General features: G+C 72.4%; 15 protein-coding genes and 1 pseudogene. 13 read left to right on the top strand and 3 right to left on the bottom strand.

The features are described 5' to 3' along the window. The 8 genes and pseudogenes from FF041_RS01885 to FF041_RS01850 all read left to right on the top strand — a co-directional run. The coding region (locus FF041_RS01885) for a segregation and condensation protein A (RefSeq protein ID WP_194291894.1) at nucleotides 1-585 on the top strand (585 nt) is incomplete at its 5' end. Further along, nucleotides 582-1,190 carry an SMC-Scp complex subunit ScpB gene (scpB, locus tag FF041_RS01880; protein ID WP_153481105.1) on the top strand — a complete coding sequence of 203 codons (609 nt, stop codon included), beginning with the start codon at nucleotides 582-584 and terminating at the stop codon, nucleotides 1,188-1,190. The genes FF041_RS01885 and scpB, both read left to right, overlap by 4 nt. Then, complete coding sequence (locus FF041_RS01875; RefSeq protein ID WP_153481103.1) at nucleotides 1,190-2,305, top strand: pseudouridine synthase; 1,116 nt, start codon at nucleotides 1,190-1,192, stop codon at nucleotides 2,303-2,305. The genes scpB and FF041_RS01875 overlap by 1 nt, the downstream gene beginning before the upstream one ends. A 165-nt stretch (nucleotides 2,306-2,470) precedes the next feature. Then, entirely contained in the window at nucleotides 2,471-3,130 is a 660-nt protein-coding gene (gene pnuC, locus FF041_RS01870) for a nicotinamide riboside transporter PnuC (RefSeq protein WP_323390965.1), read from the top strand. Further along, nucleotides 3,127-4,197 (top strand): annotated as a pseudogene (locus FF041_RS01865) (AAA family ATPase); the annotation flags it as partial. The gene pnuC and the pseudogene FF041_RS01865, both read left to right, overlap by 4 nt. Before the next feature lie 125 nt (nucleotides 4,198-4,322). Then, complete coding sequence (locus FF041_RS01860) at nucleotides 4,323-5,054, top strand: NUDIX hydrolase (RefSeq protein WP_153520716.1); 732 nt, start codon at nucleotides 4,323-4,325, stop codon at nucleotides 5,052-5,054. Continuing rightward, nucleotides 5,051-6,085: an ADP-ribosylglycohydrolase family protein gene (locus tag FF041_RS01855; protein WP_153520715.1), complete on the top strand. Its 1,035-nt coding sequence runs from the start codon at nucleotides 5,051-5,053 to the stop codon at nucleotides 6,083-6,085. The genes FF041_RS01860 and FF041_RS01855 overlap by 4 nt, the downstream gene beginning before the upstream one ends. A 60-nt stretch (nucleotides 6,086-6,145) precedes the next feature. Continuing rightward, entirely contained in the window at nucleotides 6,146-6,913 is a 768-nt protein-coding gene (locus tag FF041_RS01850; protein ID WP_153520714.1) for a nucleotidyltransferase domain-containing protein, read from the top strand. On the opposite strand, the gene FF041_RS01845 is transcribed toward FF041_RS01850, so the two are convergent. Further along, the gene (locus tag FF041_RS01845) at nucleotides 6,839-7,582 is read right to left on the bottom strand and encodes a nucleotidyltransferase domain-containing protein (RefSeq protein WP_153520713.1); all 744 of its coding nucleotides are present in this window, start codon (nucleotides 7,580-7,582) and stop codon (nucleotides 6,839-6,841) included. The two genes, FF041_RS01850 and FF041_RS01845, sit on opposite strands and share 75 nt — an antisense overlap. 153 nt (nucleotides 7,583-7,735) lie before the next feature. On the opposite strand from FF041_RS01845, the gene aroH reads away from it, so the two are divergent. From aroH to der, 5 genes are all read left to right on the top strand, one after another. Further along, nucleotides 7,736-8,098 (top strand): chorismate mutase, encoded by a 363-nt coding sequence (gene aroH / locus FF041_RS01840; protein WP_323371128.1) that lies wholly within the window; start codon nucleotides 7,736-7,738, stop codon nucleotides 8,096-8,098. Further along, complete coding sequence (locus tag FF041_RS01835; RefSeq protein ID WP_323371127.1) at nucleotides 8,095-9,180, top strand: prephenate dehydrogenase; 1,086 nt, start codon at nucleotides 8,095-8,097, stop codon at nucleotides 9,178-9,180. The genes aroH and FF041_RS01835 overlap by 4 nt, the downstream gene beginning before the upstream one ends. 123 nt (nucleotides 9,181-9,303) lie before the next feature. Beyond that, a complete protein-coding gene (gene cmk / locus FF041_RS01830) occupies nucleotides 9,304-10,044 on the top strand; it encodes a (d)CMP kinase (protein ID WP_323390962.1) in 741 nt (246 codons plus the stop codon). A gap of 53 nt (nucleotides 10,045-10,097) precedes the next feature. Continuing rightward, the gene (locus FF041_RS01825) at nucleotides 10,098-10,691 is read left to right on the top strand and encodes a lysophospholipid acyltransferase family protein (protein ID WP_153520724.1); all 594 of its coding nucleotides are present in this window, start codon (nucleotides 10,098-10,100) and stop codon (nucleotides 10,689-10,691) included. Nucleotides 10,692-10,764: 73 nt separating this feature from the next. After that, nucleotides 10,765-12,213, top strand: coding sequence for a ribosome biogenesis GTPase Der (gene der / locus FF041_RS01820; protein ID WP_153481092.1), 1,449 nt, complete (start codon nucleotides 10,765-10,767; stop codon nucleotides 12,211-12,213). A 93-nt stretch (nucleotides 12,214-12,306) separates the two neighbouring features. On the opposite strand, the gene FF041_RS01815 is transcribed toward der, so the two are convergent. Further along, nucleotides 12,307-12,645 carry a hypothetical protein gene (locus FF041_RS01815; RefSeq protein ID WP_323371125.1) on the bottom strand — a complete coding sequence of 113 codons (339 nt, stop codon included), beginning with the start codon at nucleotides 12,643-12,645 and terminating at the stop codon, nucleotides 12,307-12,309. A 233-nt stretch (nucleotides 12,646-12,878) separates the two neighbouring features. Then, entirely contained in the window at nucleotides 12,879-13,703 is an 825-nt protein-coding gene (locus FF041_RS01810) for a hypothetical protein (protein WP_323390960.1), read from the bottom strand. Nucleotides 13,704-13,951 lie beyond the last annotated feature (248 nt).

Below are 13,951 nucleotides of genomic sequence, written 5' to 3'. Positions count from 1 at the left end.
GTCGAGGACGAAGCCGATCTCGCGCTCCTCGAAGCCCGCGACCTGCTCTTCGCCCGGCTGCTCCAGTACCGCGCGTACAAACAGATCGCGGACCTCTTCGGCGAGCGGCTCGACGCCGAGGGCCGCAGACACCCCCGTACCGTCGGGCTCGAACCCCGCCACGCCGAGCTGCTGCCCGAGGTGGTCATCGGCATCGGCGCGGAGGGTTTCGCGCGGCTCGCGGTCAAGGCGGCACGGCCCCGGCCGAGGCCGCAGGTCCACCTCGACCACATCCACGCCCCGCTGGTCAGCGTCCGCGAGCAGGCCGGGATCGTGGCGGCCCTGCTGCGGGAGCGGGGGCGGACCGCCTTCCGGGAGCTGGTGGCGGAGGCCGGCGACACCCTCACCGTCGTCGCCCGCTTCCTCGCCCTGCTGGAGCTCTACCGGGACCGGGCGGTCGAGCTCGACCAGGCGGAGGCCCTCGGTGAGCTGTATGTCACCTGGACCGGCGGCGACGGCCCCGCGACCGTCCCCGCTGAGTTCGATGAGTTCGATGAGTCCGTTGAGTCCGACCGAGCACCCGACGCCCCCCAGGAGACGGCATGAGCGACCTCAAGCCCGCCCTCGAAGCCGTACTGATGGTCGTGGACGAGCCCGCCACCGAGGAGCACCTCGCCAGGGTGCTGGAGCAGCCCCGCAGGGCCGTCGCCGACGCCCTGCGCGAGCTGACCGACGAGTACGCCGTCCAGGGCCGCGGTTTCGAGCTGAGGCTGGTGGCGGGCGGCTGGCGGTTCTACTCCCGGGCCGAGTACGCCGGGGCCGTCGAACGCTTCGTCCTCGACGGCCAGCAGGCCCGGCTCACCCAGGCCGCGCTGGAGACCCTCGCGGTGGTCGCCTACCGCCAGCCGGTCAGCCGCTCCCGGGTCTCAGCCGTGCGCGGAGTGAACTGCGACGGGGTCATGCGCACCCTTCTCCAGCGCGGTCTGGTGGCGGAGGCGGGCGCGGAACCCGAAACAGGTGCGATCCTGTACGGGACGACGAACTATTTCCTGGAGCGGATGGGCCTGCGCGGCCTGGACGAGCTGCCGGAGCCGGCGCCCTTCCTCCCCGAGGCCGAGGCGATCGAGGCCGAGACAGCGGAAGGCGTTCCGTCGTTCGATCCGGACGCTCCGGACACTGATGCAGGCGACACGACGACGACGGAACTTTGATGCGAAGCAGCGGCAGGAACAGCAGCGGGAACAGCGGCGGCGGCAAGAGCGGCGGTCGCGGGAACTTCCGGGGCGCCGGTGGGGGCGCCTCCCGGCCGAAGGCTGGGGGCGACCGCGACGACAAGCAGAAGCGCACCGGCAAGCCCCGTCCCGAGGAGCGCCGCTACGACGTGGGCGGCTCCTCCGAGGGCTCCAGGGGCGGCCCGGCGAAGGGCCGTGGCGCGGCGGCGCGCGGCGGTGCGAAGGGCGGCCCCAGGCAGTCCCCGCAGCGCGACTCGGGACGGCGTACCGCGCCGGCCCGCTCCCGTGAGTACGACGCCCGTACCGAGGAGCGCAACCGCGAGCGTTACGCGGACAAGCCGCAGGTCAAGACCCCCAAGACCGCCGGCGACCAAGAGGGCGAGCGGCTTCAGAAGGTGCTCGCCAGGGCCGGCATGGGCTCCCGTCGCGCCTGTGAGGAGCTGATCGAGGCCGGGCGGGTCGAGCTCAACGGCCAGATCGTGATCGAGCAGGGCGTCCGGGTCGACCCCGACAAGGACGAGATCAAGGTCGACGGTCTCACCGTCGCCACCCAGTCGCATCTGTTCTTCGCGCTGAACAAGCCCGCGGGCGTCGTCTCCACCATGGAGGACCCGGACGGCCGCCAGTGCCTCGGCGACTATGTCACCAACCGGGAGACCCGGCTCTTCCACGTCGGCCGGCTCGACACCGAGACCGAGGGCATCATCCTGCTCACCAACCACGGTGAGCTGGCCCACCGGCTGACCCACCCCAAGTACGGGGTGAAGAAGACCTACCTCGCCGCCATCCAGGGGCCCCTGCCGCGTGAGCTGGGCAAGCGGCTCAAGGACGGCATCCCGCTGGAGGACGGGTACGCCCGCGCCGACCACTTCCGGGTGGTCGAGAACACCGGCAAGAACTATCTGGTCGAGGTCACGCTCCACGAGGGCCGCAAGCACATCGTGCGCCGGATGCTGTCCGAGGCCGGATTCCCGGTGGACAAGCTGGTCCGCACCTCCTTCGGGCCCATCGGGCTCGGCGACCAGAAGTCCGGCTGGCTGCGCCGGCTGACCAACACCGAGGTCGGCATGCTGATGAAGGAAGTCGGTCTGTAAGACCCGTAAGACCCCGTGAGGCCCGTACCGGGCATGGCATGAGGAAGCCCGCGACCGTCACCGGTCGCGGGCTTCCTCATGTTCCGCTGTCCGCCTGTCCCGCGCGTCTTGTGCGGACGCCTGGATCTATTTATAGTCAGAGTGACTATTAAGAAGGAGGCGGGCGTGAGTCTCGCGGACGTACTGGGCAGTCTTCAGCAGCCGCTGTTCACCGTGCTCGACACCCCGGTGAGCTGGACCGAGGTCCTCGGATTCGGCAGCGGCGCGCTCTGCGTCTGGCTCGTCGCCCGTCAGCACATCGCCAACTGGCCCATCGGCATCGCCAACAACCTCCTCTTCATCGTGCTCTTCGCCCAGGCGGGCCTGTACGCCGACGCCGGCCTCCAGATCGTCTTCATCGCCCTCGCCGCCTACGGCTGGTGGACCTGGACCCACGGGGGTGGCCCAGGCTCCGCCGGTCCACCGGTGCTGCGCACCTCGCGCACCGAGTGGACCGGGCTGGCCGTGGCGGGGGCGGTGGGGACCGCGGCGATCACCCTGCTGCTCGCCCGCGCCACCGATTCCACCGTCCCCTTCTGGGACGCGCTCACCACCGCCCTGTCGCTGACGGCGACGTACGGACAGTGCCGTAAACGCCTGGAGTCGTGGTGGCTGTGGATCGCCGCCGATGTGATCTACATCCCGCTCTACGCGCACAAGGGGCTCTATCTCACCTCGCTGCTCTACGCCGGCTTTCTGACGCTCTGCGTGCTCGGACTGCGCAACTGGTCCCGCGACCTGGGCCCGGCGGCGCCCGTGCACGCGACGGCGGAGGCGGCCGTATGAGGCGCTACGGGCACGGGCTCGTCCTCGGGAAGTTCTATCCGCCGCACGCCGGACACCACCATCTGGTGGCCACCGCGGCCGACCGCTGCGAGACGCTGACCGTCCTGGTGTGCGCCGCCTCCGTGGAGTCCCTTCCCCTCGCCGACCGGGTCGCGTGGATGCGCGAGGAGCACCCGGGCGTACGGGTCGTGGGCGCGGTGGACGACATCCCGGTCAACGTCGACGACCCGGCGGTCTGGGACGCGCATATGGCCGTCTTCCGCGCCGCCGTCCCCGAACCCGTCGACGCCGTCTTCACCTCGGAGCCCTACGGCGCGGAGCTGGGCCGCCGCTTCGGCGCGGAGTCCGTGTGCGTCGACCCGGAGCGCACCCGCTTCCCCGTGTCAGGGACCGCCGTCCGCGAGTCCCCCGCCGCCTGCTGGGACTTCCTCCGCCCGCCCGTACGCGCCGCGCTCACCCGCCGGGTGGTCGTCCTCGGCGCGGAGTCCACCGGCACCACGACGCTGGCGCGGGACCTCGCCGACCACTACCGGCGGCGCGGCGGCGTCTGGGCCCGGACCCGCTGGGTTCCGGAGTACGGGAGGGAGTTCAGCGAACGGAAACTGGCCCGGCTCCGCGCCGAGCGGACCGAGGCCCGGTGGAGCGACGTCGCCTTCGCGTCGGACGAGTTCCCGCTGATCGCCCGGGTCCAGGCCGAACGGGAGGAGGCCGCGGCCCGCGCGGGCTCGCCGGTCCTGTTCTGCGACACCGACGCGTTCGCCACCACCGTCTGGCACGAGCGGTATCTGGGATTCCCGAGCGAGGAGGTCCGGCGGATCGCCGCCCGGGGGCGGCAGAGCCTCTGGCTGCTCACCGACGACCGCGGCGTCCCCTTCGAGGACGACGGACTGCGCGACCAGGAGGAGCTGCGGCCCTGGATGACCGGCCGCTTCGCGGCCGAACTCGCCCGGACCGGACGGCGGACCGTGCGGGTGTCCGGGCCGCGGGAGCGCCGGCTGGCCGACGCGGTCGCCGCCGTGGACCGGCTGCTCGCCGAGGGCCCGCGCCTCGCCGACCCGCTGCCGGACCTCTCGGCCCGGCCCGGCCTCCCGGTCAGGCCCGACCGGCCCGGCTGTCCGGACCGCCCCGGCCCGCCGGATCCCGTCGGCTCCCCGGGTCCCGTCGGCTCCCCGGAGCTCGGGGAGCGCCCCTGATGCGGCCCACGACCCAGGAGTACGACCCGAGGGCCTTCCCGCCCTTCGCGGTCACCGTCGACCTCGCGATCTTCACCGTCCGCGCGTCACGGCTGCACGTCCTGCTCGTCCAGCGCGGCGAGGAGCCCTACCGGGGCGGCTGGGCGCTGCCCGGCGGCTTCGTCCGGCCCGAGGAGTCCGCCGGGCTCGCCGCCCGCCGGGAGCTGTCCGAGGAGACCGGGCTCTCCCACCGGACCGTCCAGGGGCTCCACCTCGAACAGCTGCGGACCTACAGCGAACCGGACCGCGACCCGAGGATGCGGGTCGTCTCCGTCGCCTACACCGCGCTCCTGCCCGATCTGCCCGAACCACGCGGCGGCGGGGACGCGGCCCTCGCCCGCTGGACGCCGCGCGAGGCCGCCGCACCGCTCGCCTTCGACCACGACCGCATCCTCGCCGACGCCCACGACCGCGTCAGCAGCAAGCTTGAGTACACCTGTCTGGCCACCGGCTTCTGCCCGGCCGAGTTCACCCTCGGCGAGCTCCAGCAGGTGTACGAGACGGTCTGGGGCGTCGAACTCGACCGCCCCAACTTCCGGCGGAAGGTCCTCGCCACACCCGGCTTCGTCGAAGCCGTCGAGGGCCCGCCGCGCCGCACCGGCGGCCGGGGGAAGCCCGCCGCCCTCTACCGGGCGGGTGCGGCGGCCACGCTGCATCCGCCGCTCCTGCGACCGGAAGGACGGCAGCCATGACCGCGCTCAGCACCCCGAGGACCGTCACCAAGCAGGCCGCCACCGGCTCGCTGACCGGGCTCGCCCTCGGCGACGCGCTCGGCTTCCCCACCGAGTTCAACGACGTACCGCAGATCCTCGCCAAGTGCGGCCCCTGGCGGGAGATGCGCCTGCCCACCCCCGCCCATGTCACCGACGACACCCAGATGACCCTCGCGGTCGCCCGCGCCGTCCGCACCGCCATGGACCGGGGACTGCTCACCGCCTCCCGGCTGCTCCGGCCGCTGCGCGAGGAGTTCACCGCCTGGTACCACTCCCCGGACAACAACCGCGCACCGGGCCGCACCTGTATGACCGCCTGCATGCTGCTCGACGACGAACGGCTGCCCTGGGCGGAGGCCAGCCGGATCGACTCCAAGGGCTGCGGGGCCAATATGCGGGTCGCGCCCATGGGGCTCGCCCCCGGGCTGAGCACCGAGCAGCGGGCCGGGGCGGCCCAGCTCCAGTCCGCGCTCACCCACGGCCACCCCACCGCGCTGGCCGCGAGCGATCTGACGGCCCGCGCCGTCTTCCTGCTCGCGTGCGGCGCCGAGCCGACCGGACTGGTGGGACGGCTGCGCTCCTACGCCTACGAGAGCCGCACCCGCTACCACGAGCGCTGGCTCGGCGATCTGTGGACCCGCTGCGACGACCCGACCCCCCAGGCGTTCATCGCCCGGGGCTGGGACGAGTGCCTGGCGGCCCTGGACCGGCTGGTGACGGCGGTGCGCACCCCGTCGCCCGAGACCGACCCCTGTCTGACCACCGGCGACGGCTGGATCGCCGAGGAAGCGCTCGCCACCGCGCTCCAGTGCTTCCTGCTCTTCCCCGAGGAGCCCGTCACCGCCCTGCGGCGGGCCGCCTGCACCCGCGGCGACTCGGACTCCATCGCCGCCCTCACCGGGGCCTTCGCGGGCGCGCACCTGGGCGCGGGAGCCTGGCCCCAGGAATGGGCGGAACGGATCGAGTACCGCGGCGATCTGGTCGTACTCGGCGCGCTCTGGGACTCCTGACCCACCACGGGGGACCGGCCGACCCCCTTCGCAACAAGCCTGACCTGTGATTATTGCTCCATGACTCAATCCCCGGCCACCGGACTTCCCGCCCTCGACCTCGCCGCCGCCATCGCCGGGACCGGCGATCGCCTGCTCTTCGCCACCGTCTCCGGAGCGCATCTGTATGGATTCCCCTCCCGCGACTCGGACGTGGATCTGCGCGGCAGCCATCTGCTGCCGGTGGCGGAGCTGATCGGACTGGACGAACCCGAGGAGACCCACTCCCGGATATGGGAGCGGGAAGGCGTCGAACTGGACCTGGTCACCCACGATCTGCGCAAGTTCATCCGGCTCATGCTGCGCCGCAACGGCTATGTGCTGGAGCAGCTGCTCTCCCCGCTCGTCGTCCACACCACCGAGGCGCACACCGAGCTCGCCGCCCTCGCGCCCGGCGTCCTCACCACCCACCACGCGCACCACTACCGGGGGTTCGCCGGCACCCAGCAGCGGCTGTTCGAGCGGACCGGCGAACTCAAGCCGCTGCTCTACACCTTCCGCGCCCTGCTCACCGGCATCCACCTCATGCGCAGCGCCGAACTCCAGGCGAATCTCCCGGCGCTGCTCACCGAGGTGGACGCGCCGGGCTATCTGCCCGAGCTGATCGCGGCCAAGGCGTACGCGGAGCACGCGGCGGCCGAAGACGTCGACCAGGAGCGGGTGCTCGCCGACATCGAGGCGCTCCACGCCGAGCTGGACCGGGCCCGGCTGGACTCACCCCTGCCCGCCGCGCCCACCGCCCGTGCCGCGCTCGCGGACTTCGCCGTACGGGTACGGCTGGAGAGCTGAGGCACGGCGGACACGGACGAGGAAGTCCTCCACCCGGGCGCGGTCCGGCTCCGCCGGGAGCGGGGTACGGGCCGCCGCCCGGTCCGTCTCCGCCCCCAGCCGGGCCATCCAGGACTCGACCTCCCGCCAGGACGCCTCGCCCCGCTTCACCGCGAGCAGCCGGGCGCGCTCCTCGCCCACGTCGAGGACCAGTTCCCCCGTACGCAGCAGATCCCGGCAGGTGAGCAGCAGCCGCAGCAGATGCATGGCGTGCTTCCAGCGCGGCGTGCCCCGCTCCCGGACGGTGGCCTCCAGCTTCCGCCGCTGCCCCATCGCGTACCGGACGAAGGTCCGGTGGACCTCCTGGGAGACGAACGCGCCCCGCAGGGAGAGCAGCTCACGGCCGGTGGCGTCGACCCGCTCCACCAGCGGGGAGTGCAGACACTCCAGGACGCTGGGATTCGCCCGCAGCGCCAGGTCGCAGAACCGCTCCAGCTCCCAGGAGAACTGCTCGTCCGCCGGTCCGTCCAGATGCGTCGGGGGCTTCCCGAAGCGCCAGAACAGCGGGGTGGGGGCGAGGAACACCCCGCGGCGGTCGGTGTCGCTCTCATCGGTGGCGAGCCCGAAGGCCCGCGACCCCATCACACACGAGTAGACGGTGTGGTCGCGTATCAGCTCGTCGGGGGACATCCGCCCAGGCTAGAGCCTTGATCCAGCAGACAGGCCCTGGAGCCTGCCTCCCGGCCCCGTCCCGGCCCGCGGTCGGCCGCGCGCCGGGTTCGCGCCACTGACTAGGCTGATCGCAGCACCCTGTAGGAGAAACGCCCAGACGAGGAGTACGACGTGGCGGTACGAGCGGTCCGCGGAGCCGTCCAGCTGGAGCGGGACGACGCCGGACACATGGACGAGCGGGTCGGCGAGCTGCTCACCGCCATTCTGGAGCGGAACTCCCTGGCCGCCGACGATCTGATCAGCGTCTGGTTCACCGCCACGCCCGATCTGCACAGCGCTTTCCCGGCCGCCGCGGCCCGCGGGCTCGGCATCGTCGACGTGCCGCTGATCTGCGCCCAGGAGATCGATGTCGCGGGCGCGCTGCCCCGGGTCGTCCGGATACTCGCCCATATCGAGTCCCCCCTCGACCGGTCCGAGATCACTCATGTGTACCTCGGCGCCGCCGCCGCGCTGCGCAAGGACATCGCCCAGTGAGAACCGCGCTCGTCATCGGGACCGGTCTGATCGGCACCTCGGCGGCCCTCGCCCTCGCGGGCCGGGGGGTCACGGTCCATCTGGCCGACCACGACCCGGAGCGCGCCCGTACCGCCGCCGCGCTCGGGGCGGGCACCGACGATCCGCCCGAGGGCCCCGTCGACCTGGTGATCGTCGCCGTGCCCCCGGCGCACACCGCCGCCACGCTCGCCGACGCCATGCGCCGCGGGCTCGCCCGGGGCTATCTCGACGTCGCCAGCGTCAAGGGCGGCCCCCGGCGCGAGCTGCGCGAGCTCTCCCTCGATCTGTCGGCCTACATCGGCACCCACCCCATGGCGGGCAAGGAGCGCTCCGGCCCGCTGGCCGGGACGGCCGATCTCTTCGAGGGGCGGCCCTGGGTCCTCACCCCCACCCCCGAGACCGACACCGAGGTGCTCAACCTCGCCCTCGAACTGGTCGCGCTCTGCCGGGCCGTGCCCGTGGTCATGGACGCCGAGGCCCACGACCGGGCCGTGGCCCTGGTCTCGCACACCCCGCAGCTGGTCTCCTCCATGGTCGCCGCGCGGCTGCGGGAGGCCGACGAGACCGCCGTACGCCTCTGCGGCCAGGGCATCCGCGACGTCACCCGGATCGCGGCCTCCGACCCCCGGATGTGGGTGGAGATCCTCTCCGCCAACCCCGGCCCGGTCGCCGATGTGCTCGCCGGGGTCGCGGCCGACCTGGAGGAGACCGTGCGCTCGCTGCGCTCGCTCCAGTCCCCGGAGGAGTCCGAGCGGCGGGCCGGGGCCGAGGGCGTCGAGGACATGCTCCGCCGAGGCAACGCGGGCCGGGCCCGGGTCCCCGGCAAGCACGGTGCGGCCCCGGCCGCGTACGAGATCGTCGCCGTGCTCATCAGCGACCAGCCGGGCGAGCTGGCGCGGATCTTCGCCGACGCGACCCGTGCGGGGGTCAATGTCGAGGATGTCCGGATCGAGCACGCCACCGGCCAGCAGGCGGGTCTCGTCCAGCTGATGGTGGAGCCCGCGGCGGCCACCGTGCTGTCGGCCGCGCTGCGGCAGCGGGGCTGGTCGCTGCGCCAGTGATCGAGGGCACACACCGTAGCGGGCGGTGGCTGTGCGTATAGGTGCCCGAGAGGGTCCCAGCAATCGGTAACCTTGTTCGGGGCCCACCGCACTTCCGCCTGGCCTCTCCTCATCTTGGGAAAGGTGTCCGACACCGTGGAATCCGTGATCGTCGCCATCGACGGCCCCGCCGGCACGGGCAAGTCGAGCACGTCCAAGGCCGTGGCCGCCCAGCTGGGGCTGAGCTATCTGGACACCGGCGCGCAGTACCGGGCGATCACCTGGTGGATGATCAGCAACGGTGTCGACGTGTCCGACCCGGCCGCGATCGCCACCGCCGCGGGCAAGCCGTCCATCGTCTCCGGAACCGACCCCGCCGGCCCGACCATCACGGTCGACGGCATGGACGCCTCGGGCCCCATCCGCACCCAGGAGGTCAGCTCCAAGGTCAGCGCGGTCAGCGCGGTCCCCGAGGTGCGGACCCTGATCACCGAGCTCCAGCGCTCCATCGCCGCGACCGCCGCGACCGGCATCGTGGTCGAGGGCCGGGACATCGGCACGACCGTGCTGCCGGACGCCGACCTCAAGATCTTTCTGACCGCGTCCCCCGAGGCGCGCGCCGCCCGCCGCAGCGGCGAGCTGAAGGGCGCGGACGTGGCGGCCACCCGAGAGGCCCTGATCAAGCGGGACGCCGCCGACTCCAGCCGTAAGACCTCCCCGCTCGCCAAGGCCGACGACGCCGTCGAGGTCGACACCACCGAGCTGACCCTTCAGCAGGTCATCGAGTGCGTGGTGACCCTGGTCGAGGAGCGGCGCGACCCGGAGGCCGCGCGGGCCCGGGCCGCGGGCGCGGCCGGGGAGAGCGCGAAGCGGGCGGTGACGTGACCGCTCCCTCCGCCAGGGGCGCGGTGATCGGAAGGCGCATCGGCATCGGCCTGATGTACGGCCTCTGGAAACCCCGGGTGCTCGGCGCCTGGCGGGTACCCTCGGCCGGGCCGGTGATTCTCGCGGTGAACCACTCGCACATCGTGGACGGGCCCATGCTGATGGGGACCGCGCCCAGGCCGGTGCACTTTCTGATCAAGAAAGAGGCTTTCATCGGCCCGCTCGACCCGTTCCTGCTGGGAATCGGTCAGCTGAAGGTGGACCGCTCCGGCACCGACCGCACGGCCGTCACCGGCGCGCTCGGCGCGCTGGCGAACGGGGGAGTCCTCGGCATATTTCCCGAGGGCACCCGGGGTGAGGGAGACTTCGCCTCACTGCGCGCCGGGCTCGCCTACTTCGCGCTGCGCTCCAGCGCGCCGATCGTCCCCGTGGCGGTCCTGGGCGGCGGCGACCGGCCCGGACGGCTGGTGAAGGCGCTGCCCCCGCTGCGCGGGCGGGTCGACGTCGTCTTCGGCGACGCCTTCGACGCGGGGGACGGGACCGGCCGTCGCACCCGCGGGGCGCTGGACGAGGCAACCGTACGCATCCAGAAGCGGCTGACCGCCCATCTGGAGAACGCCAGGCGCCTGACCGGGCGCACCGGGTAAGAGCACCGGGTAAGACTTGAGCAGAGCGGACCACCCCCGAGGTGATCCGGTTGACGATTGAGGAACGGACTTCATGAACGACCAGCACGACCACGGAGCACTCGGCGACGCCGAGTACGCGGAGTTCATGGAGCTCGCCGCGGAAGAAGGCTTCGACCTGGAGACGGTCGAGGACGCGATCGGCGAGGCCGGTCACGGCCCGCTGCCCGTCCTCGCCATCGTCGGCCGCCCCAATGTCGGTAAGTCGACCCTGGTGAACCGCGTCATCGGCCGCCGTGAGGCCGTCGTCGAGGACAAGCCGGGCGTCACCCGGGACCGGGTCACCTATGAGGCCGAGTGGGCGGGCCGCCGCTTCAAGGTCGTCGACACCGGCGGCTGGGAGCAGGACGTCCTCGGCATCGACGCCTCCGTCGCCGCCCAGGCGGAGTACGCCATCGAGGCCGCCGACGCGGTCGTCTTCGTGGTGGACGCCACGGTCGGCGCCACCGACACCGACGAGGCCGTCGTCAAGCTGCTGCGCCGGGCCGGAAAGCCCGTGGTGCTCTGCGCCAACAAGGTCGACGGGCCCAGCGGCGAGGCGGACGCCACCGCTCTCTGGTCGCTCGGACTCGGCGAGCCGCACCCGGTCTCCGCGCTGCACGGCCGGGGCACGGGCGACATGCTCGACGCGGTGCTGGAGGCGCTGCCCGAGGCCCCGGCCCAGACCTTCGGCGGCGTGGTCGGCGGACCGCGCCGTATCGCCCTGATCGGCCGCCCGAACGTCGGCAAGTCCTCGCTGCTCAACAAGGTGGCGAACGAGGAGCGGGTCGTCGTCAACGAGATCGCGGGCACCACCCGTGACCCGGTCGACGAGCTGATCGAGCTGGGCGGGGTCACCTGGAAGTTCGTGGACACGGCCGGCATCCGCCGCCGGGTCCACCTCCAGGAGGGGGCCGACTACTACGCCTCGCTGCGCACCGCCGCCGCCGTGGAGAAGGCGGAGGTCGCGGTCGTCCTGATCGACGCCAGTGAATCCATCAGCGTCCAGGACCAGCGGATCATCACCATGGCCGTGGACGCGGGCCGGGCGATGGTCGTGGCCTTCAACAAGTGGGACACGCTCGACGAGGAGCGGCGCTACTACCTGGAGCGCGAGATCGAGACCGAGCTCGCGCAGATCGCCTGGGCCCCCCGGGTCAATGTCTCGGCCCTCACCGGCCGTCATATGGAGAAGCTGGTCCCGGCGATCGAGACCGCGCTCGCGGGCTGGGAGACCCGGGTTCCGACGGGGCGGCTGAACGCCTTCCTCGGCGAGATCGTGGCCTCGCACCCGCACCCCGTCCGCGGCGGCAAGCAGCCCCGTATCCTCTTCGGCACCCAGGCGGGCACCAAGCCGCCGAGGTTCGTCCTCTTCGCCTCCGGCTTCCTGGAGCACGGCTACCGCCGTTTCGTGGAGCGCAGGCTCCGCGAGGAGTTCGGCTTCGAGGGCACGCCGATCCATATCTCCGTGCGGGTGCGGGAGAAGCGCGGACGCAAGAAGTGACCGGACGCGCGCACTGACGCGCGGACCGACAGGGGCGCTGCCCGGGACCGGATCATCCGGACCCGGGCAGCGCCCCTGTCGCGTACGGCCCCCTCAGATGCCCCGGCGGGGAGCGGGCGGCAGGGCCGCGGGGTGATGTCCCATGTGCGGCCGGGGCATGGGGTAGGGCTGCCAGCCCATGCCGGGGTACTGGGTGTGGGTGACGGCCCCGTATCCGCGGTTTCCGGCCGGACCCGCGCCGAAGGCCCTGAAGCCGAGGTCCTCCTCACCGCTCCGGTCTCCGGGCAGGGTCCGGAAGGCCCGGCGGTACTCGGCGCACAGGGTCTCGTAGATGGGCGTGAGGGAGTGGTCCGGAGCCATCTCGTGCGCGGGGCGCATCGCGGGGATATGGCTCTGGTAGGGGAGCTGGTGGCGGGGGTCGTATGAGTGCACGTACCTGCAACGAGGCATGGCCCCGGCCCGTCACTGTCCCGCTGATGGGAGACCTGTCCAGGGATCGGATGTCATGGGATCTCATGTGCTGGGTTCGGGTGTTCCGGTGGGAGAGATCCGGTGATCAGGCTTCCTGTGGGTGAATGTCCTGTATTCGGTTGCCCTGTTGCCCTGTTGCCCTGTTGCCTTGTTGCCTGGTGGTCGGCCGCCCCGGGCGGGCCCGGGGCGGTGGATCAGGAGGTGCCTGCGAGCGGCATCGCGGCGGCCACCAGCAGACCGCTCGCCGCCGCCTTCTCCAGCGCGTCCCGCAGCAGATCCTCGCGCGGCTGCTGGCCGATCGAACCGACCGGCGCCGCGTACACCAGCACCGTATGGGTCTTGTTGGCGGTGGTGCGCCAGCTGTCGGCCACCTGGAGCGGCTGGTGGGCCTGCCACCAGGCGACCGGGCTGCCGCCGCCGGTGCCGGGCTGGAGCACGGCGTGCAGCTGGCCCATGGCGAGCAGCACCGACCAGCCGGGGAGGTGGACGGGCGGCTGGTTCACATCGTGGACCGGGGCGAAGCCCTGCTCGATGAGGAGGGTGAGGAAGTCGTCCCCGCCGTTGCCCAGGGTGCCGGGGCGGGCGATCGGCGCGGTGGGCTCGACCACCAGGGCCGGGTGCAGCTCGCCGTTGACCAGGATCAGGCCGCTGGTGATGCCCAGAACCGCCTGGCCCGGCGCGGGCTCGGGGGCGGGCGCCATGGGCGCGCTCGGGGCGGGGGCGCCCTGGGGGGAGCCGGACCGCTCGCCCGTGATCGACCGTACGGCGCCCTGCAACTCGGCCTCGGCCACCTGGACGACCTGCGAGGGAATGCAGGAGGCGTGGGCGAAGGCGAGAACGGCGGTCTCCTCGCCGACGAACAGCACCGTGCTCGTGCGCTCCTGCGCCGAGTCGCCCGGGGTGCGGCAGGAGGTGCAGTCATAGCTGCCCGGGGCGTTCTCTCCGGCCAGCAGCCGTTCGGCTTCTTCGTCACCGATCTCGGCGCGTACGTCCTCGCTGACGTCGAGCATAGGCGGCACGGGTGGCTCCTCGGACTTGATGTCGTGCGCCGGGCGGGTCCCGGCTCATAAAGGGTTCAACGGGTGTCTGTGTCCGGAGTCACGCCCGGAGGGGAACGGAATCGAACCATCCGGCGCAGGGGGTGAGGAGAGCGGCGGAATCGGCTACTCCCTGTCAATGGCTGCTGAGTGCAGGCAAGTTCACGCAGTGAACAGCCTCACAGGTTTAGCCGACAGCGGGTGAATAAAGCAGGAAATCAGCGAATCTA

This window comes from Streptomyces jumonjinensis (genome assembly GCF_009600885.1).
Taxonomy (GTDB): Bacteria; Actinomycetota; Actinomycetes; order Streptomycetales; family Streptomycetaceae; genus Streptomyces; species Streptomyces jumonjinensis.
Note: the sequence above shows the minus strand (reverse complement) of the source record. Positions and strands in the feature narration are given on the sequence as shown.

Coding starts and splice junctions, on each gene's coding strand:
- der (WP_153481092.1), top strand. CDS start 10,765: ATGAACGACCAGCACGACCACGGAGCACTCGGCGACGCCGAGTACGCG.
- FF041_RS01825 (WP_153520724.1), top strand. CDS start 10,098: ATGTACGGCCTCTGGAAACCCCGGGTGCTCGGCGCCTGGCGGGTACCC.
- FF041_RS01875 (WP_153481103.1), top strand. CDS start 1,190: ATGCGAAGCAGCGGCAGGAACAGCAGCGGGAACAGCGGCGGCGGCAAG.
- FF041_RS01860 (WP_153520716.1), top strand. CDS start 4,323: ATGCGGCCCACGACCCAGGAGTACGACCCGAGGGCCTTCCCGCCCTTC.
- scpB (WP_153481105.1), top strand. CDS start 582: ATGAGCGACCTCAAGCCCGCCCTCGAAGCCGTACTGATGGTCGTGGAC.
- FF041_RS01850 (WP_153520714.1), top strand. CDS start 6,146: ATGACTCAATCCCCGGCCACCGGACTTCCCGCCCTCGACCTCGCCGCC.
- FF041_RS01845 (WP_153520713.1), bottom strand. CDS start 7,582: ATGTCCCCCGACGAGCTGATACGCGACCACACCGTCTACTCGTGTGTG.
- FF041_RS01855 (WP_153520715.1), top strand. CDS start 5,051: ATGACCGCGCTCAGCACCCCGAGGACCGTCACCAAGCAGGCCGCCACC.